Source organism: Planococcus lenghuensis (assembly GCF_001999905.1).
Taxonomy (GTDB): domain Bacteria; phylum Bacillota; class Bacilli; order Bacillales_A; family Planococcaceae; genus Indiicoccus; species Indiicoccus lenghuensis.
Genome location: NZ_CP019640.1, coordinates 1,474,885 through 1,494,629, shown reverse-complemented (window position 1 = coordinate 1,494,629; position 19,745 = coordinate 1,474,885). Strand labels below are relative to the sequence as shown.

Below are 19,745 nucleotides of genomic sequence, written 5' to 3'. Positions count from 1 at the left end.
CCGGTTCAGTCTTTGGGGTACTCAATCCGTGAATGGAATATGCCATTCAGCGTCTCACAGAATACCCGTTTTACAATCTTCAATTCGTGGAGCGTCAAATCGCAGTCATCGAGCTGCCCGTCCTTCACTTTATCTTCGACGATGGCATTCACCAGATTCCGGATTTTCTCCGGTGACGGTTCTTTCATTGAACGGACTGCCGCTTCCACGCTGTCCGCTAAAGAAATGACCGCCGTCTCTTTCGTCTGCGGTTTCGGGCCGATGTAACGATAGTCTTTTTCATTCACGTCCGGGTCTTGCTCTTTAGCTTTGAAGTAGAAGAATTTCAGCAAGCTGGTTCCGTGATGCTGTGCTGCAATATCAATGATTTCCTGCGGCATTTTATACTGTTTCAGCACAGCTGCCCCGTCTGGTGAATGTGCCAGAATAATATCCCGGCTTTTTTCGGGTTCTATTGTATCATGCGGATTCCGCATATTCACTTGATTCTCGATAAAGAAAACCGGGTGGATCGTTTTGCCGATATCATGATAATAACTGCCGACCCGTGCAAGGAGGCCATTCGCCCCGATCTCTTCACACGCTGCATCTGCAAGGTTGGCAACCATGACACTGTGATGATAGGTTCCGGGTGTTTCTGTCAGAATTCTGCGCAGTAAGGGATGGTTCGGATTCGACAATTCCACAAGCCGAAGCGTCGACAGGATCCCGAATGCCGATTCAAAAAGCGGCAGCAAACCGACCGCCAATGCGCCGGACAGCAGACCGGATGCAAATGCGGCGCCGATATAATATGCCACTTCCATAATGCCATGCTGGCTCTGGTTCACCAGTAAATAAAACCCGACAAACAAAACATTCACCGCAGATACGAGCAGGCTCTTTTGCAGCAGCCGGCTTCCCCGGTCTTCAGGCCGGACAAGGTAAATACCGGCCAGTCCGCCAAACAGCACATACAATACGATATAGGCCTGGAGCATACCGGCATAGCTGCTGATCAGCATGAGGCCGGCGCTCGCTGCTGTGACGGCCGTTATGAGAACAGCAATGCGTTCATCTGTCAGCAGGACAGCAATCATACCGCCAAGTGCCGCCGGGAATAAAAAAGCGATTGTCACATCAAATTCACCTTCGACCGTACTGATCAGCTGCATGATGATCAGCGTCAGCAGCAGCACTGTGGCCGTGACGAACAACGCATCAATTTTTCGCCGTTCATCTTTTTCCGTCCGGCTGACTGCCAGGATCAGCAGCACTGTAAGTACCAGCACAAACAGCAGCAATCCAAGCCGCGGCACATAGCTGTTCTGCTGGTCTGTCAGACCGGCAAGCTCGAGTTGGCGGTACACTTCCCGGTCAATCACCTGGCCATCCTGCACGAGCACCTGTCCCTGAAGAATGCGGGTCGGTTCCACACTGAGCCGTGCCTGCTCACGCTGGGCTGCTGTCAGTTCTTCATCCACCGTCTCAGTCGGGATGATGCCGGCTCGTCCAATCATCACAGCCGGCTGCACAATGGCAGCAGGAACCGTATTGTTTTCCCGAATACGCTGTTCAATTGCGTCCTGAACATCCTGAACTTCCGTTTCCCGGACCGGCTCCTTCAGCGATGTATCCACCTGCTCCTGCAAATAACCGCTCACCCGCTGAAGTACGGCTTCCGGCTGTTCCAGAAGAGCAAGCAACATGCTGTCGGTCAGCCTCAGTTCAGCCTGCTCGGCCTCCAAGGTTCGCAGCTGCTCACGCAGCGCTGTCAGCATAGTCTCCGATGTATTCACCTTGGTCTCCGGCTCCCCTGGCAGCGGTTCTTTGATGTCTAAAATATACGTAAAAAATGATTCAATGACTGTCGACTGGTTTCGGGCAATTTCTTCATGGAATTGATAGCTCTGCGGCACGTCTTCCGCCGCCCGCTGCCGTTCGAGTTCTGTACGGATCGGATCTTCCACCGTCTTTGAAGCCCGGATCGTTTCATCCGCGAGCTGGAACAATTGGACGTCGTACGTCTCTTCCGTAACATGCTGCAGGAAGAAGACGTACAGCATCGCACCGATAAGCACACTCATCAGCATCGCAAACCGCCTGTATCCCATTTTCGACTGCACTTGTCTCATCATTCGTCAAATGCCACCCCTTGCTCATTGTCTTTTCATCATAGCAAGGAATAGCTTAAAATAACACGGGGATTTCAAAAAATTACAAATTTCAAACGGCTGCATCACAAAGAAAACCAGCTCTTCTTAAGAAGGCTGGCTGTCGTATGCCTGGATAATGCGTGCAACGAGCGGATGGCGTACAACATCTCCTTGCTCGAGGTACTGAAAATATACACCATTGACATTTTTCAGGATGTTTTCTGCAGTGAAGAGGCCGGATTCGCCGCCTTTCGGCAAGTCAACCTGAGTTTTATCTCCAGTGATGACCATTTTCGATCCAAAGCCCATCCGGGTCAGAAACATCTTCATTTGTGCTTTTGTTGTATTCTGCGCTTCATCAAGTATGATGAATGCTTCATCAAGCGTACGGCCGCGCATATAAGCAAGCGGGGCAATTTCGATAATTCCGCGTTCAATGTACCGGTTCGTCTGCTCAGCACCCAACACGTCATGCAGCGCATCATAAAGCGGCCGGAGATATGGATCCACTTTTTCTTTCAGATCTCCTGGCAGAAAACCGAGACTTTCGCCAGCTTCCACAGCCGGACGGGTCAAAATAATCCGTTTGACATGTCCATTCTTCAGTGCCTGGACAGCCATGACGACCGCAAGATACGTTTTCCCTGTTCCGGCAGGTCCGATTCCGAAGACAAGATCGTGATTGCGGATGCCCCGGATATAGTAGCGCTGGCCAATCGTCTTTGCACGGATTGCTTTTCCGGTCGTATTGCGGGCGATTTCTTCATCGTACAATTCCGCAAAATATTCCAGCGTGCCGGCTTTCGCCATCTCAATTGCCGATATAATATCCCGCTGATCGATGTTGATTCCTTTTCGGATAACTTTCAGCAGCTGTTCGATCAGGTATTTACCCAGCTGTTTGTTTTCTTCTTCTCCCGTGAAGCGAACTACTTCTCCCCGGGTAATAATGTGTATATTAAATGCCTCTTCAATCAGCGTCATATGGCTGTCGGAAATTCCAAGCAGCAGAACCGCTTCATTCGGGTCATTCACATGTAATTCGAGTGTTTGATTTTCAGTCAATTCATACGCTCCTTGAATCATAATTGTTATATTCACTCTACCATTAAACGGGAAGCAGTGTAAAACGATTGCGTCTGCCCGCATGTAATCACAGAAAGCCGGCACTCCCATGCCGGCTTTCATTTATCTTTTTGATTTTGGCGGTGAAAAAATCTCTGCGAGAATAATGCCTTTTAAGACGTCTTCTTCTTCGAGCGGGAACAGGTCCCGCTTTGTGAGATCTCCTTTATTGACCGCTTGGCTGTCGGGTTTTTTCTGCTGCCGTTCCCTTCGCGTCTGGCGCTCGATGACAGGGCGGCCGGGCCGGGCAATCGCCTGCTTTTCAGTAGCCGCCACCGCTTTTTCCTTCGCTGTTTCAATCACCGTTTTCTTCCCGGATTCAGCTTCTTTTTTTGCTTCTTCGTAGAAGTCTTTCGCATAATCACCAAGCCGTTTTTTCGGACCGGCTTTTCCGCCCGGGTCCGACTGATCCGCCGGCTTAACGAAATTCGCCACAGCGCCGATGGCCATGATCACCAACGTTAAAAGAAGCACTTCCATGGGCTTCGCCTCCTGTCCTTATCCGGTCAGTCAGCTCTTTCTGGCCGGTTCTTCTTTCCCGGAACCCATTTTACCGATGGAATCCCGCATACCTGTATCCGCTTGGACATTCCGGTAATTGACATAATCCATAATGCCGATATTTCCGTTCCTGAGAGCTTCGGCCATCGCAAGCGGCACTTCCGCTTCCGCCTGCACAACATTTGCGCGCATCTCCTGCGTCTTGGCTTTCATTTCCTGTTCGCCCGCAACCGCCATGGCCCGACGTTCTTCCGCTTTCGCCTGGGCGATGTTTTTATCGGCCATCGCCTGCTCTGTCTGAAGTTCTGCACCGATGTTTTTACCGATATCCACATCCGCAATATCAATCGACAGGATTTCAAATGCTGTCCCGGAGTCAAGTCCTTTTGACAATACCGTCTGTGAAATCATATCCGGGTTTTCCAGCACTTTTTTATGATTGACGCTTGATCCGATAGTCGAGACAATCCCTTCACCGACCCGCGCAACAATCGTTTCTTCACCAGCACCGCCGACCAGCCGGTCAATATTTGCCCGGACGGTGATCCGCGCCTTCGCTTTCACTTCAATTCCATCCATTGCCACACCGGCGATAAACGGGGTTTCAATCACTTTCGGATTAACGGACATCTGTACGGCTTCAAGCACATCCCGGCCAGCCAAATCGATGGCGGCCGCCCGCTCAAATGACAATTCGATATTGGCCCGATGTGCTGCAATCAAGGCATTGACGACCCGGTCCACGTTCCCGCCGGCCAGGTAATGGCTTTCCAGCTGATTGATCGTCAACGTCAGTCCGGCTTTCGATGCTTTGATCAGTGGATTGACGACCCGGGACGGAATGACCCGTCTCAGCCGCATGCCGACAAGCGTGAAAATGCTGATCCGCACGCCGGCTGCCAGAGCCGAAACCCACAAGGTGATCGGCACAAGCACGAAAAACGCTGCCAGTAAAACGAATACGCCGACAACTACCGCAATAATTGCAACTGTGCTTCCCAGTATCACTTCCATTTACTGCTCCTCCTCTTTTTCAAGCTCGCGAACGACAATCCAGGAGCCTTCCATCTTTAAAATCCGCACATCCCGGCCGCGGTCGATGAAACCGCCATCTGATACCGCATCAAGCCGTTCATCCCCCAAAAGCACGGTGCCGGATGGCCTGAGCGCAGTGACCGTTTTTGCTGTCTGGCCGATTAATTCGGCCCGTTTCACGTTGGACACATAGCCGCCTTCTGTGCTGGTGGAATCACTTAAAATAATTCTGCTGAAGAGCTTCAGCTGCTTTCCGAACAACTTCACTATTATCACCGCCCCTATTATAGCGATTACCATGGCAATCAGAACGGATATCCCCATCTGCAGCAGGCTGTCACCTGCTGTCAGCACGCTTGCCAGTATAGCGGCCGCTCCAATCGCGCCGACAATTCCCGATGGAAGCACCAGTTCCATTACGATCAGTATACCGCCAATGACCAGGAAAATGATAGACGGCACTCCTGCCGTTCCCATTGTAAAATGACCATAATAAAAAAGTCCAAGAGCTGAGAATCCCAGCAATCCCGGAAAGCCGATGCCCGGGGTATACGCTTCGATCAGAATCCCAAGCGCTGCAACCGACAGCAGAATCGGCACGACGATGGGATGGGTCAGGAAGGCGGCGAATTGCTCCCAAAACGATGGATCCGCTGCCAGCAACACTGTTGATTCCATCCCGTTTCTGCCACTCAGCCATTCTGTCTGCATCTGATCACTCCCTCGTGGCTATTCTTGCTATTCTACGGATAACTGGAGAAAAAGTTTCATTTCAATTCGAATGAAAACGATTCCAAATGCTTTCGCAAAAAACCGGGAACGAATTTCTTCGCATCCCGGTTTTATCTTTACATATTTGATTTTAATGTAAGGTATTTCAGTTGTGACAGGGCAATAACAAGTCAGAATTTACGTTTACGCGCAGCTTCCGATTTCTTTTTGCGTTTCACGCTTGGCTTTTCGTAGAACTCACGCTTTCTTACCTCTTGCATTGCTCCTGATTTCGAAACAGTGCGTTTGAAGCGGCGAAGAGCATCTTCAATCGATTCGTTTTTACGAACTACAGTTTTTGACATCTCTTTTTCCCTCCCTCCGAACACACGTTACACACACGGGAAGTTCCGTGTACTTAAAAAGTATACCCTATTTTTAATGTCCGGTCAACTAGAAAACTGCGCTTAATATGCAGAATCACTTGAATATCCCTGGACAATTGCAACGCCTGAACTTGCACCGATCCGCGTCGCCCCTGCTTCCATCATTTTCTGCACGTCCTCAGGGCTCCGGACACCACCGGAAGCCTTCACACCCACCTCCGGACCCACAGTTTCACGCATCAGTCGGATGTCTTCAACTGTCGCTCCGCCGGTGGAAAAGCCGGTGGAAGTTTTCACGAAATCCGCCCCTGCTGCTTTGGCCAGTTGCGACGCTGTGCGTTTTTCCTCGTCCGTCAGCAGCGCTGTTTCAATGATCACTTTCACCAACGCTTTTCCGGATGCAGCATTGACGACCGCTTCGATATCCTTCTGAACACGGGCGGTATCTCCGTCTTTCAATGCACCGACGTTGATAACCATATCGACTTCAGTGGCACCTTTTTCAATGGCATCTTTTGTTTCAAAGGCTTTTGTTTCAGTTGTGGTAGCGCCGAGCGGAAAACCGATAACCGTGCACACTTTTACAGGTGTATCCTTCAAATGTGCATAGGCGGTCTCCACCCAGCCGGGATTTACACAGACCGAAGCGAATGTGTATTCTTTCGCTTCCGCACAAAGCTGGTCAATCTGTTCTTTCGTCGCTTCCGGCTTCAGAAGCGTATGATCGATTGCTGATGCAATAGTTGACATATCCAAAAACCTCCATCGGTTGTCTTATATTCACACTAAATTAATCGTTATTGATTGAATTGAAGAAAGGAATCCCTATAAGATGCTTCCATCGCTCAAAGAGGATAAAAACCATTCCTTGTCACTGCTACGCGCTTCATCACAAAAGAAGAATGTAGTATAAGTCAAATTAAAGAAACAGCACTTTTGATCAACAGCACTTGCGGCATCAATGCTCGCTTGCCGCAGACGAACAGACAAGCCTCCTCTGCCAGCATGCGGGGGCTTGTCCTGTCTTACTGCTCCTGCGATTACTCGCCGCAAACAGCTATGGCAATTCCTTTGCCGAGCTGGTCGCAGGCGTCTCACATTTTTGCCTTTTATGCCGTCCGGTCGAGTGGTGAATCTTTAGTTCAAGATATATAGTTCAATTTTTATGAATTAAACACTCAGTTTTTCCATCACCCGGACGAACTGCCCTTCATTGTATGGATAGCCGGCTTTTGTGATTTTCACTTTAACGATCTTCCCGATGAGTGACTCGTCACCCGGCACAACCACTTTCAAGTAATTGTCCGTATAGCCGACGAGTCGGCCGCCGTCTGCGTCTTCCTTGAAGACTTCTTCCGGAATGATTTCCAGCACTTCTTCTTCAAAACGGGATGCATATTCCTTTGCCAGCTGATCGTTCAGCCCGATCAGGCGGTGGACACGTTCGTTTTTCACTTCTTCATCCACCTGATCCTCCATGCGGGCGGCCGGTGTGCCTGTGCGCTTGGAATATGGGAAAACATGCAGTTCCGAGAAACGGTGGTCGCGAATGAAATTATACGTATCCATGAATTCTTCTTCCGTCTCGCCCGGGAATCCGACGATGACATCGGAGGTGATGGCAAGATCCGGCAACGCTTCACGCAACCGGTTCAGTCGGTCAGCGAAGAATTCCATCGTGTATTTTCTGCGCATCCGTTTCAGCACGGTATCAGAACCGGACTGGATCGGGATATGCAAGTGACGGACAACGATGTTGGAATCACGGAGCACGTCGATCACTTCATCCGTTAACTGGCTCGCTTCAATGGACGAAATTCGAAGGCGCTTCAGACCTGTCACATTCGATTCAATATCACGGATCAGCTGGGCCAGGTTATAATCTTTCAAATCTTCCCCATAACCGCCTGTGTGGATGCCGGTCAGGACAATTTCCAGATATCCGGCCTCCACGAGTTGCTGCGCCTGCCGAACGACTTCCTGTGGATCCCGGGAACGCATAAGACCGCGGGCCCACGGAATGATACAGAAGGTGCAGAAATTATTGCAGCCTTCCTGGATTTTCAAAGATGCCCGGGTCCGGTCGGTAAACGCCGGCACATCGAGTTCCTCGTAGACCCGGTTTTTCATGATATTGCCAACACCGTTGATCGGCTGGCGTTCGTTTTTGTACTGTTCGATGTATCCAAGCATTTTGCGGCGGTCCTGCGTGCCGACGACGATGTCGACACCTGGAATGGCCATGATTTCGGCCGGTGAAGTCTGGGCGTAGCAGCCGGTCACGCAAATGACAGCATCCGGGTTTTTCCGGATGGCACGCCGGATCACCTGCCGGCTTTTCTTATCGCCTGTATTTGTAACTGTACATGTATTGATGACATAAACATCTGAACGGTGTTCAAAATCTGACCGTTCATAACCCTCTTCCTTGAACAGCTGCCAGATTGCTTCCGTCTCATAATGATTGACCTTGCAACCGAGCGTATGGAATGCCACTGTTGGCATGCGGGTCACCTCTTTCATTCATATTCATAGGAAAATGCGGACAGTGCATAAAGCGGCGCAGTTTCCGCTCGCAAGATTCGCGGGCCGAGTGATGTGAACAGCGCTCCGGCACTCCGCAGTCTGCTGACTTCCGCTTCTGAAAATCCGCCTTCCGGTCCAAAAACCATCAGGATGGAGTCTTTATCATACAATCTTTTCACTGTATCGGCAAACCGCGTCCGGTCTGAACTCCGGGCTTCATCTTCGTATGCGACAATCACGGCATCAAATGATGGAATATGCTCCAGAAGCGCCTGGAATGAACAAGGTGTATGTATGTGCGGAACATGCGTCCGGTGGGACTGTTCCGCCGCTTCTTTCGCGATTTTCCGAAGCCGGCCGGTCTTTTTTTCCGCTTTCGACGCGTCCCATTTCACAATGGAGCGCTCCGCTTCAATCGGCAGCAGCGCATGCATTCCAAGTTCTGTCGCTTTCTGCGTAATCAGCTCCAGCTTATCGCCCTTCGGCAGACCGCAGGCAATGGTCACTTTTACCGGGAGCTCTACTTGAGCGGTTATTTCTGTCTGCAGTATAGCTGTCACTTCCGGGGAAACAGATTCCACCGCTGCCTCGTAGGCCTTTTCTTCCATCACGATGATAATCCTGTCCCCGGGTGCACCGCGCATCACTTTGGTGATATGGCGTGCATCGTCTCCTGACAGCTGGACTTCTCCGTTTGCCGGCACAGGCCCTTCCACAAAATATCGCTGCATCAGCTGCCTCCTGTTAAAGCGGTTTTTTTGAAATGATCGTGACCCAGTCCTCCATCATCATCACTTCGTCAATGACGAAGCCTGAAGCGATGAGGGCTTGTTTCACATCCTCTTTTTTAGCGCCGATAATGCCTGAAGTCACATAATATCCCCCCGGTTTCACTGCAGTTAGGGCATCGTCTGTGAACGAGATGATTACTTCCGCCAGGATGTTCGCAATGACGACATCTCCTGGCGCCTCAATCGTATCCAGCAGATTGCCATGCACCACATTCACCCGGTCGTGCGTATTGTTCAGCTTCACGTTTTCCCGGGCAGCAGTCACTGCGACTTCATCCAAATCGAGTGCATGGACATGTGCTGCACCCAGTAAAGCTGCGCCGACTGCCAGCACACCGGACCCGGTTCCAACATCGATGACCTGATTTCCCGGGTTCACTGTTTTCTCAAGCGCCTGCAGACACATCACCGTGGTCGGATGTGTGCCGGTGCCAAACGCCATGCCGGGATCAAGTTCGATGATCAGCTCGTCGCTTGCAACAGGTGTGTACTCTTCCCATGTCGGTACGATCGTAAACCGCTGGGAAATCTTTACCGGATGGTAATATTTCTTCCAGGCTGTCGCCCATTGCTCTTCGTGCACTTCACTCACTGTGATCTCCGCCCGGCCGGTATTGATATCAAATGCCGTCAATTGATGGACGGCCTGCCGGATTCCTTCAATTGTTTCCGCGATAAAACTTGTCACCGGCAAATAAGCTTTGACGATGACCCCTTCCTGCGGGAATTCATCCGGATCCAAGGCATAGATCTCCCCGAAGCGGTCCGGATGCTCCCGTGTCAATTCTTCTGAATCCTCGATGACAACTCCGCTGGCACCGGCTTCATGCAAAATATTCGAAATCGGCTCCACTGCTTCATTGGTTGTATGAATGGACAGTTCTGACCATTTCACTGGCATTCCGCTCCTTTATTCACCTTTAATCGTCCGGCGGATTTTCGCGAATAATGAACTTCCCTGTTCTTCCGGAATGTCTCCGCTGATCTCCGCGAACTCACGGAGCAGCTGCCGTTGTTTATCGCTAAGCTTTGTCGGTGTTTTGACTTTTACGATGATATGCTGATCCCCGATGCCATAGCCGTGGACATTTTTCACGCCTTTGCCTTTAAGACGGAATCGGGCACCGCTTTGTGTGCCGGCTGGAATTTTCAGTTTCACTTTTCCGCTGACTGTGGGAACTTCCACTTCATCTCCGAGTGCTGCCTGCGGGAATGTGATCGGGAGTTCCAAATAAATGTCATCGCCGTCCCGTTTGAACTTATCGTGCGCTTTCACGCGGAATACGACATACAGATCGCCTGCAGGGCCTCCATTGATACCGGGGCCGCCCTGTCCGGTTACGCGGAGCTGCTGGCCATCTTCCACGCCTGCCGGAATGACAACTTTGATCGTTTTATATTTAACGACCCGGCCGTCGCCGTGGCAAGTCGGGCATTTTTCCTTGATGATTTGGCCGGTGCCTTCACAATAATGGCACACCCGCCGGTTTACAATCCGGCCGAAAGCAGTGTCCTGCGTCACATTCATCTGGCCGGTGCCTTCACAATGCGGACAGCGCTGCGGTTTCGTTCCCGGTTTGGCACCGGAACCGTCACAGGTTTCACACGTTTCTTCTTTCGGGATCTCAATCTCTTCATCTTTGCCGAACACGGCATCCATGAAATCGATATCCATGACATATTGCAAGTCTTCGCCTTTACGCGGTGCATTCGGATCCCGTCTCCGGGCGCCGCCGCCGAAAAATGTACTGAAGATGTCTTCGAAACCAAAGCCTTCGGCGCCGCCGAATCCGCCCCCGCCAAAGCCCTGATTCGGGTCTGTATGGCCGAACTGATCATAATGCGCACGCTTTTGATCATCACTCAGCGTCTCATAAGCGTCTTTGATTTCCTTGAATTTATCTGCAGCATCCGCTTCTTTATTGATATCCGGGTGATACTGCTTTGACAGCTTCCGGTAAGCCTTTTTCAATTCTTCTTTCGATGCATCCTTGGACACACCCAGCACTTCATAATAATCTCTTTTCTCCATAAGTCACACTCCTGCCTTCAATCATTAGCTATTGTACACGGAAAAAATTACAGTTGCAAAAGACAATAAGAAAAGCACAAGCGCCCTGTTCAGCCCCGACAAGCGCTGGAGGGTCCGCAGGTGATGGCCGTCTTAGCCATCGCAGGCGGGATCGAAGCGACCTCGAGGGGCTGGGCGCTGGAGCTTGGACAGTGAAAAAGCCAAAGCGCCATCTTCCGCTTTGACTTTTCCTCTACTGCTTACTCTTTTTTATCGTCGTCGTTGACTTCTTCGAAATCTGCGTCTACCACGCCGTCGTCTGCCTGACCGGCACCATCAGCGCCGCCCGCTTGTGCTGCCTGGGCTGCTTGCTCATAAGCTTTCGTTGCCAGACCTTGCAGGACGCTCTGCAGATTGTCGCGCTTTTCGCGAATGTCATCTATCGAGTCTGACTCGAGTGCTGTTTTCAGTTCATCGCGAGCTGTTTCAGCCTGCTGCTTCTCTTCTTCAGAAACATTATCACCGAGGTCCGTAAGCGTCTTGTCTGTCTGGAAGACAAGCTGATCGGCTTCATTGCGAAGCTCAACTTCTTCTTTGCGTTTTGCATCCGCTTCGGCATTTGCTTCCGCTTCCTGCACCATGCGCTCGATTTCATCTTCAGACAGCGTTGTGCTGGACTGGATGGTGATGTTCTGTTCTTTCTGTGTACCCAGGTCTTTCGCTTTAACGTTCACAATACCGTTTTTATCGATATCGAATGTCACTTCGATCTGCGGTACGCCGCGCGGTGCCGGCGGAATGTCCGCAAGCTGGAAACGGCCGAGCGTTTTGTTGTCTGCTGCCATCGGACGTTCACCCTGCAGTACATGGATGTCAACAGCCGGCTGGTTGTCTGCAGCCGTCGAGAACGTCTGTGATTTAGAAGTCGGGATAGTCGTGTTGCGCTCGATCAGTTTCGTGAACACGCCGCCCATTGTTTCAATTCCAAGCGACAATGGTGTTACGTCAAGAAGAACCACATCTTTTACGTCGCCTGTCAGGACGCCGCCCTGAACCGCTGCGCCCATGGCGACAACTTCGTCCGGGTTTACACCTTTATGCGGATCTTGCCCAGTTTCTTTTTTGATGGCTTCCTGTACAGCCGGAATACGGGTTGAACCGCCGACCAAAATAACTTTATCGAGATCGGATTTCGAGACACCGGCGTCTTTCATCGCCTGACGGGTAGGTCCCATTGTGCGTTCCACAAGATCTGAAGTCAGGTCATCGAATTTCGCGCGTGTCAATGTTACTTCCAGATGCAGCGGGCCCGCTTCTCCTGCTGTGATGAACGGCAGTGAGATCTGCGTGCTCGTTACACCGGACAAGTCTTTTTTCGCTTTTTCCGCTGCATCTTTCAGACGCTGTGTCGCCATTTTGTCTTTCGACAAGTCAATGCCGTTATCTTTCTTGAATTCCTGTACAAGGTAATCAATGATCACCTGGTCAAAATCATCCCCGCCAAGACGGTTATCGCCGGCTGTGGCACGGACTTCAAACACACCATCGCCAAGTTCAAGGATGGATACGTCGAACGTACCGCCCCCAAGGTCATAAACAAGGATGGTCTGATCCTGTTCCATTTTATCGAGGCCATAAGCGAGTGCTGCAGCAGTCGGTTCGTTGATGATGCGCTCCACTTCAAGTCCTGCGATGCGGCCGGCATCTTTTGTTGCCTGGCGCTCAGCGTCATTGAAGTAAGCAGGTACTGTAATGACCGCTTTTTCGACTTTTTCACCGAGATATTCTTCCGCATAGCCTTTCAGGTACTGCAGAATCATCGCTGAAACTTCCTGCGGTGTGTATTTCTTATCTTCAGCTTCCACTTTATGGTCAGTACCCATATGGCGCTTGACGGAAGAGATTGTGTTCGGGTTCGTGATGGACTGGCGTTTTGCCACTTCGCCGACCTGGCGTTCGCCGTTTTTGAATGCCACGACTGAAGGCGTCGTGCGGTTGCCTTCCGGATTCGGAATGACTTTCGGTTCGCCACCTTCCAGTACAGCTACACAAGAGTTTGTTGTTCCAAGGTCAATACCAATAATTTTGCTCATTTTCCATTCCTCCAATTACCGATTATTCGTTCACTTTAACCATTGCCGGACGCAGTACGCGGCCCTTTAATATATAGCCTTTCTGGAATTCCTGAAGGACAATGCCCGGTTCCTGTGAATCGTCTTTTTCCTGCATGACCGCCTGGTGAACGTTCGGATCGAACGGCTCACCGACCGATTTCACTTCTTCAAGGCCTTCCCGCTTCACTGCTTCAAGCAGTGTATTGTAAACCATGCGGACACCTTTCAGGAGAGATTTATTGTTTTCATTTTCCGTTTCAGCAGCAAGTGCCCGTTCAAAATTATCGAGCACCGGCAGCAGGTCGGACAATAACGCTTTTGAGCGGAACTTCTCCGCTTCTTCCCGGTCTTTTACTGAGCGGCGCTTGAAATTCTCATAGTCCGCCAGAAGACGCAGGTACTTATTCTGTTCGTTTTCAACTTCTTCCTGCAGCCGGTCAACTTCGGACTGCAAATCGCCGGCGTCTTCAGCCTGCACTCCAGAAACTTCTTCCGTTTCCGGTTCCGGAGTTTCAGTGTTTGCTGTTTCCTGCTCTGTCGCTGTTTCTGTATCAGCTGGTTTTTGTTCTTTTTCATTCTGCTGATTTGTCTGTTCAGCCATCAAATAACTCCTCCTTTAAGCTCCACCGCGAATGATGCGGGTCAGTTCTCTTGTCAGGTCGCCGCTCAGCGTATCAAGCAGCGTCACAACCCGCTTGTAATCCATTCGTTTCGGACCGACAATCGCAATCAGCCCCGTCTGTTCCTCGCCGACCCGGTAGGAGGCTGTAATCACACTGCAGTCCTCCATAGCGGCCAGTGCGTTTTCCGAACCGATCGTCACATGCAGCCCTTCACTGCCAACCGGCAGAATGAGCGGCAGGTGATTCGCCTCATCAATGACATCCATCAGATTCCGGATCTTATGCAGATCATGGAAATCCGGCTGCCGCAATATATTGAGCTTGCCGCCGTAAAACACTTTATCTTCCAGCGGATGGATGAGCGTTTCCCGGAACGTCGACACAAGGTCACCGTAACGGTCCAGGTGCTGGCGAAGGATGGAAGCCGCTTCTTTTTCGAGCCGGATATGCAGCTCATGAAGCGGGACACCTGTCAGCTTATCGTTCAGGATATTGACCATTTTCTCAATATCCGCCGGATTGATGCCTTCAGGCAACGGAAAGATCCGGTTCTCAACGTGGCCGGTATCCGTGACGATAATCGCAACAGCCGTGCTGTTCGTCAAAGGCACAATCTGGAATTTCCGCACTGTATGCTTGCGGACATCCGGACCGAGCAGAATCGACGTATAATTCGTCAGTTCTGACAGCATCATAGCTGACCGCCGGATGACTTCCTCGGTTTCGGTAAGCCGGTCACGAAACACTGACCGAAGCTGAAGCGTATCCTGTTTTGGAAGCGCACGCGGCGTCAGCATGTGATCCACATAGTACCGGTATCCTTTTTCAGACGGCACACGACCGGATGAAGTATGGGTTTTTTCAATATAGCCCATCTCTTCCAGGTCCGCCATCTCGTTCCGGACGGTGGCAGGACTGTAGGCGATATCGGGATTTTTTGAAATATGGCGAGATCCCACCGGCGTCGCTGAATCAATGTAGTCATCAATGATCACTTTCAGGATGAGCAGCTGCCGTTCAGTTAACATGATCATCACCTCTGTTAGCACTCATCACAATCGAGTGCTAATACTACACTTAAATTACCAAATTTCATTTTGCCCGTCAATGGGAATGATTCAATCTCCGATCAGGAATTGTTCAAATACGTTATTGCCGACGAATCGGCCGCGGTCCGTCAGCCGGATAAAGCCATCCCGCTGCTCCAGACTGCCCTGCGCCTGCAGCAGCGTCAGCTTATCGCCGTAGACATCGGCAAGCGGGGTGCCGAATTTCTTTTCAAACCGTTCAGCAGACACCCCTTCGTTTTTCCGGAGGCCAAGGAACATTTCCTCTTCCATGCTCTCCGTCCGGGAGACCCGGTTTTCATTCAGCACGGGCTGCCGGCCTTCACCAAGCGGGGTCATGTACTTCTTGAGCGGGCCGTGATTCGAGTAGCGGACGCCGTTCACGTAGCCGTGTGCTCCCGCTCCTGCTCCGATGTACTCTTCATTATTCCAATACAGCAGGTTGTGCCGGGACTGGTATCCCGATTTCGCGAAATTGCTGATTTCATATTGTTCGAGGCCGTGAGCGGCCATTTCATCCATCAGCACTTTATACATATCCGCTTCAAGATCCTCACCCGGTGTCTGCAATTTGCCTTTCATGAGCAGGTTGTAAAACACCGTTTTCGGTTCAACGATGAGCGAATACGCGGAGAAATGCGGCAAGTCATAAGCGAACGCGCGGTTCAGTGTATGTTTCCACTGCGCCATCGACTGCCCCGGCAGACCATACATCAGGTCAAGGCTGATATTTGAGAACCCCGCCGCCTGAGCTTCATGGATCGCCCGGTCAACATCACGGTTATGATGCGTCCGGCCGAGCCGCTTCAATAGATCTTCGTCAAATGATTGGACGCCCATGCTCAGGCGATTAACGCCGCCGGCAAACAGCACATCCATCTTGTCGCGCGTCAGTTCATCCGGATTCGCTTCCGATGTCCATTCCACATTTTCAGCAAGCATTGTGTTGTCATGAATGTGGAACAGAAGCCGCTCAAGCTGCGCCGGTTCAAGGGCAGTCGGCGTTCCTCCGCCGAAAAACACCGTCTCCAGCGGCACATCGAGTGCTCCCTGCTGCTTCCACTGCCGGAGTTCCTCCCCCAGCATTTCAATATAGCCATCAACCGGCTGATCTTTGAAAAACACTTTATTGAAGTCACAATAATGACAGATCTGGTGGCAGAATGGGATGTGGACATATAATCCTTTCACCATAAAAATCCTTCTTTCCAATGGAAAAGGAGGCTCAGATTCCAGCCTCCTTCCCGGTTTATTTTGAGGTATCGTCCATTTTCAGGACGGCCATGAACGCTTCTTGGGGCACTTCCACAGAGCCGACTTGCTTCATGCGTTTCTTGCCTTCTTTCTGTTTGTCCAGCAGTTTCCGTTTCCGTGAAATGTCACCGCCATAACACTTGGCGAGCACGTTCTTGCGGATAGCAGAAATCGTGGAACGGGCAATGATTTTATTGCCGATCGCCGCCTGGATCGGCACTTCGAACTGCTGGCGCGGAATGAGCGTCTTCAGTTTTTCGACGATCGATTTGCCGCGTTCGTAAGCGAAGTCGCGGTGGACGATGAAACTGAGGGCATCCACTTTTTCGGCGTTGAGCAAGATATCCATTTTCGCCAGCTTCGATTCCTTATAACCGATCATTTCGTAATCGAACGAAGCATAGCCTTTCGTGCTGGACTTCAGCTGGTCGAAGAAATCATAGACGATTTCTGACAGCGGAATTTCATAGACGATGCCGACACGGGTTGTATCGATATAATCCATATTGATGAAATTGCCGCGTTTCGCCTGGGATAATTCCATGACGGGACCGACGTAATCGTTCGGCACCATCATCGTCGCTTTTACATACGGTTCCTGAATATGATCGATTTTTTGCGGATCCGGCATCATCGACGGGTTATCGACCGTCAGCACTTCTCCATCCGTCATATGGACGTGATAAATAACGCTCGGTGCCGTCGTGATGAGATCGATGTTGAATTCCCGTTCGATCCGCTCCTGGATGATTTCCATGTGGAGCAGACCGAGGAAGCCGCAGCGGTAGCCGAAACCGAGCGCCTGGGAGGATTCCGCTTCAAACTGGAGCGCCGCATCGTTGAGCTGCAGTTTCTCCAGCGCATCCCGCATGTCGTTGTAGCGGTTCGCGTCAATCGGATACATCCCGCAGAACACCATCGGGTTCAGCTGGCGGTAACCTGGCAGAGCTTCTTCAGCCGGGTCATTGGCGAGCGTGATCGTATCGCCGACTTTCGTGTCGCCGACATTTTTGATGGCTGCTGTCAGGAACCCGACATCACCGACGGTCAGTTCTTCCCGCTGCGTCGGCTTTGGTGTAAAGACTCCCGCTTCAACTACATCGAATTCCTTGCCGTTTGACATCATCTTGATCCGGTCACCGGGCCGCAACGTCCCTTGTACGATCCGGATATAGGCAATCACACCCCGATAAGGATCGAACATCGAATCAAAGACGAGCGCTTTAAGCGGCTTTTCCGGATCGCCTTGCGGAGCCGGAATTTTTTCGACGATCTGTTCGAGGATCTCTTCAATGCCGATTCCTGATTTTGCGGAAGCCAGGACCGCATCCGATGCATCCAGTCCGATCACATCTTCAATCTCCTGCCGCACCCGTTCAGGGTCAGCTGCCGGCAAATCGATTTTATTGATGACCGGCATGATTTCCAGGTCATTATCAAGCGCCAGGTAGACGTTCGCCAGCGTTTGGGCTTCAATTCCCTGCGCGGCGTCCACTACCAGAATGGCGCCTTCACATGCCGCCAGGCTCCGGGAAACTTCATACGTGAAGTCGACGTGACCCGGCGTGTCGATCAAGTGGAACGTGTATGTCTCTCCGTCTTTCGCTGTATAATTCAATTGAACCGCATTGAGTTTTATCGTAATGCCGCGCTCCCGCTCCAAATCCATCGAGTCGAGCAGCTGGGCTTTCATCTCCCGGGACGTCAGCGCTTTGGTCTGCTCCAGAATCCGGTCGGCAAGTGTCGATTTGCCGTGATCTATATGGGCGATGATGGAGAAATTGCGGATTTTCTCCTGCCGTTTCTGTCGTTCTTCTCTGTTCATCATATGTTCACTCCTAATTAAGCTAAATGAATTATACCAGTGTCCTTAACAATGGGCAATGCATCCGCCGGCTGTCCATCGTGTCAAGGGAAACTTCTTTGCGTGTATGTGTTGCATTCTGTGTGCCGATTTGCTAAAATGAGGCTTGTTGCAAACAGACAGGAAAGCTATGAGAACTGATATCTCGTTCCTTATCCGGGAGGTGAAAGATATGCCAAACATTAAATCTGCAATCAAACGCGTACGCCAGAACGAAGAAGCGCATGCACAAAACATTCAGCTGAAATCCGCAATGCGTTCAACTGTGAAAAAGGCTGACCAGGCGGTTGCCAATAACGGTGACAACGTTCAGGAATCAGTGAAAGCGGCGATTAAACAACTGGACAAAGCAGCCAACAAAGGGCTGATCCACAAAAATAAAGCTGCACGCAAAAAATCAAGCCTGATGAAAAAAGTTCAGGGCTAATGATGAAAACCGGTTCCCTTTTCGGGGACCGGTTTTTTGCTGCTGTTTCAAAAACCGGATGAAAAGCCGGCCGGAATCTTTTTCATATCAAACAATGAGGGGCATGATACTAATTCGCCCGCTTCATCAGGAAGAATTCCAGAATGCGCTCGCGGGAACCTGACTGACTTTTCAACTGCATATCAATTTCAGCCAAATCCCGAAGCACTGCGAGCAACTGCTGATCGGAAAATTGCCGTTTTCGCTCGGCCAGCAGTTTCACCCGATACGGATGGGCTTTCAGCTGTTTGGAAATATTCGGAGCAGAATACCCCTTTTTCAGCAGGTAAAAAACCTGGATCATGAACCGGATCTGAGAGGCCAGCAGCGCCGTCAGCCCCACCGGTTCCTCTTTTTGTTCAAGAAGATCGTAATACACGGATAATGCGTTGGCGACATCGCCGTCCAGATAGCTCTGCAGCATTTTGAAGGCATCCTGCTCAAGCGTCCGCGGCGTCATTTCTTCCACAAGCGGAACGGTGATCCATTCCTGCTCCGCTCCCAGATATAATGCCATTTTCTCGATCTCTGAAGACAGGAGCGTCAAATTCGTTCCTGCTGTCTCGACGAGTTTCTGAACTGCTTCCCTGTCAATCGACTTCCCGTGGGACTTCGCTTCATGATCCGCCCACACTTCCAGATCTCTTGCTTCCGGCGCTTTCGCTTCGATCAGCACCGCGTGATTCTTCATGAGCTTTGTCACTTTTTTTCGTTCATCCAGCTTTTCGTAAGGCGCAATGAACACCGTCACACTTGTTAGCGGCGGATCGGCCAGCCAACGTTCGAGCGCTTTGAAATCATGATCGATTTTTTCTTTCCCGCGCTCTGCCGCTTTCAGAAATGATGTATTCCTTGCAACGATCAACTTCCGGTCGCTGAAGAATGGCACCGTATCCGCTTCTTCGATCACTGCATCGACCGGCACTTCATCCAAGTCGATTGTTGAATATTCCAGCTCGCCATCTTCAGCCAGTTTCGCTTTCAGCAGTTCCACGGTCTTTTCGGCAAAATGGCTTTCTGTCCCGACGATCAAGTACACCGGATCCACTTTGCCGCTTCTGATTGTTTTCCATGCAGATGTAATCATCGTCTCTCCCCTTTTCCTTAACTATACGCTATCCTGCGCAGATTTTCTT

At 50.9% G+C, this 19,745-nt stretch carries 18 protein-coding genes; 1 reads left to right on the top strand and 17 read right to left on the bottom strand.

Translation table 11 applies throughout. From position 1 onward, the window contains the following. Positions 1-5 precede the first annotated feature (5 nt). The 16 genes from B0X71_RS07595 to lepA form a co-directional block, all read right to left on the bottom strand. On the bottom strand, positions 6-2,117 hold the full coding sequence (locus B0X71_RS07595) for an HD family phosphohydrolase (protein WP_077588850.1): 2,112 nt from the start codon (positions 2,115-2,117) through the stop codon (positions 6-8). Positions 2,118-2,240: 123 nt separating this feature from the next. Continuing rightward, positions 2,241-3,221 carry a PhoH family protein gene (locus B0X71_RS07590; protein ID WP_408634122.1) on the bottom strand — a complete coding sequence of 327 codons (981 nt, stop codon included), beginning with the start codon at positions 3,219-3,221 and terminating at the stop codon, positions 2,241-2,243. A gap of 102 nt (positions 3,222-3,323) precedes the next feature. Continuing rightward, positions 3,324-3,740, bottom strand: a complete 417-nt coding sequence (locus B0X71_RS07585) for a YqfB family membrane protein (protein ID WP_077588849.1) — start codon at positions 3,738-3,740, stop codon at positions 3,324-3,326. A gap of 30 nt (positions 3,741-3,770) precedes the next feature. Beyond that, positions 3,771-4,775, bottom strand: coding sequence for a flotillin-like protein FloA (gene floA, locus B0X71_RS07580; protein WP_077588848.1), 1,005 nt, complete (start codon positions 4,773-4,775; stop codon positions 3,771-3,773). Continuing rightward, on the bottom strand, positions 4,776-5,507 hold the full coding sequence (locus tag B0X71_RS07575) for an NfeD family protein (protein WP_077588847.1): 732 nt from the start codon (positions 5,505-5,507) through the stop codon (positions 4,776-4,778). Between the two features lie 191 nt (positions 5,508-5,698). Then, entirely contained in the window at positions 5,699-5,872 is a 174-nt protein-coding gene (gene rpsU / locus B0X71_RS07570) for a 30S ribosomal protein S21 (protein ID WP_077588846.1), read from the bottom strand. A gap of 102 nt (positions 5,873-5,974) precedes the next feature. Then, the gene (gene deoC, locus B0X71_RS07565; RefSeq protein ID WP_077588845.1) at positions 5,975-6,643 is read right to left on the bottom strand and encodes a deoxyribose-phosphate aldolase; all 669 of its coding nucleotides are present in this window, start codon (positions 6,641-6,643) and stop codon (positions 5,975-5,977) included. A 420-nt stretch (positions 6,644-7,063) separates the two neighbouring features. Continuing rightward, on the bottom strand, positions 7,064-8,398 hold the full coding sequence (gene mtaB, locus B0X71_RS07560) for a tRNA (N(6)-L-threonylcarbamoyladenosine(37)-C(2))-methylthiotransferase MtaB (RefSeq protein ID WP_077588844.1): 1,335 nt from the start codon (positions 8,396-8,398) through the stop codon (positions 7,064-7,066). A 14-nt stretch (positions 8,399-8,412) separates the two neighbouring features. Next, positions 8,413-9,150: a 16S rRNA (uracil(1498)-N(3))-methyltransferase gene (locus B0X71_RS07555; RefSeq protein WP_077588843.1), complete on the bottom strand. Its 738-nt coding sequence runs from the start codon at positions 9,148-9,150 to the stop codon at positions 8,413-8,415. Positions 9,151-9,163: 13 nt separating this feature from the next. Beyond that, positions 9,164-10,105, bottom strand: coding sequence for a 50S ribosomal protein L11 methyltransferase (prmA, locus tag B0X71_RS07550; protein WP_077588842.1), 942 nt, complete (start codon positions 10,103-10,105; stop codon positions 9,164-9,166). Between the two features lie 15 nt (positions 10,106-10,120). Beyond that, positions 10,121-11,242, bottom strand: coding sequence for a molecular chaperone DnaJ (dnaJ, locus tag B0X71_RS07545; RefSeq protein ID WP_077588841.1), 1,122 nt, complete (start codon positions 11,240-11,242; stop codon positions 10,121-10,123). 239 nt (positions 11,243-11,481) lie between these two features. After that, positions 11,482-13,314 carry a molecular chaperone DnaK gene (dnaK, locus tag B0X71_RS07540; RefSeq protein ID WP_077588840.1) on the bottom strand — a complete coding sequence of 611 codons (1,833 nt, stop codon included), beginning with the start codon at positions 13,312-13,314 and terminating at the stop codon, positions 11,482-11,484. Between the two features lie 22 nt (positions 13,315-13,336). After that, positions 13,337-13,936 (bottom strand): nucleotide exchange factor GrpE, encoded by a 600-nt coding sequence (gene grpE / locus B0X71_RS07535; protein WP_077588839.1) that lies wholly within the window; start codon positions 13,934-13,936, stop codon positions 13,337-13,339. A gap of 15 nt (positions 13,937-13,951) precedes the next feature. Beyond that, the gene (gene hrcA, locus B0X71_RS07530; RefSeq protein WP_077588838.1) at positions 13,952-14,986 is read right to left on the bottom strand and encodes a heat-inducible transcriptional repressor HrcA; all 1,035 of its coding nucleotides are present in this window, start codon (positions 14,984-14,986) and stop codon (positions 13,952-13,954) included. A 90-nt stretch (positions 14,987-15,076) separates the two neighbouring features. Further along, positions 15,077-16,219 (bottom strand): radical SAM family heme chaperone HemW, encoded by a 1,143-nt coding sequence (gene hemW / locus B0X71_RS07525; protein ID WP_077588837.1) that lies wholly within the window; start codon positions 16,217-16,219, stop codon positions 15,077-15,079. A 55-nt stretch (positions 16,220-16,274) separates the two neighbouring features. Further along, on the bottom strand, positions 16,275-18,104 hold the full coding sequence (lepA, locus tag B0X71_RS07520) for a translation elongation factor 4 (protein ID WP_077590934.1): 1,830 nt from the start codon (positions 18,102-18,104) through the stop codon (positions 16,275-16,277). Between the two features lie 211 nt (positions 18,105-18,315). On the opposite strand from lepA, the gene rpsT reads away from it, so the two are divergent. Further along, a complete protein-coding gene (rpsT, locus tag B0X71_RS07515; RefSeq protein ID WP_077588836.1) occupies positions 18,316-18,570 on the top strand; it encodes a 30S ribosomal protein S20 in 255 nt (84 codons plus the stop codon). 109 nt (positions 18,571-18,679) lie between these two features. Here rpsT and holA read toward each other — a convergent pair whose 3' ends face one another. After that, a complete protein-coding gene (gene holA / locus B0X71_RS07510; protein ID WP_077588835.1) occupies positions 18,680-19,696 on the bottom strand; it encodes a DNA polymerase III subunit delta in 1,017 nt (338 codons plus the stop codon). Between the last annotated feature and the right edge of the window lie 49 nt (positions 19,697-19,745).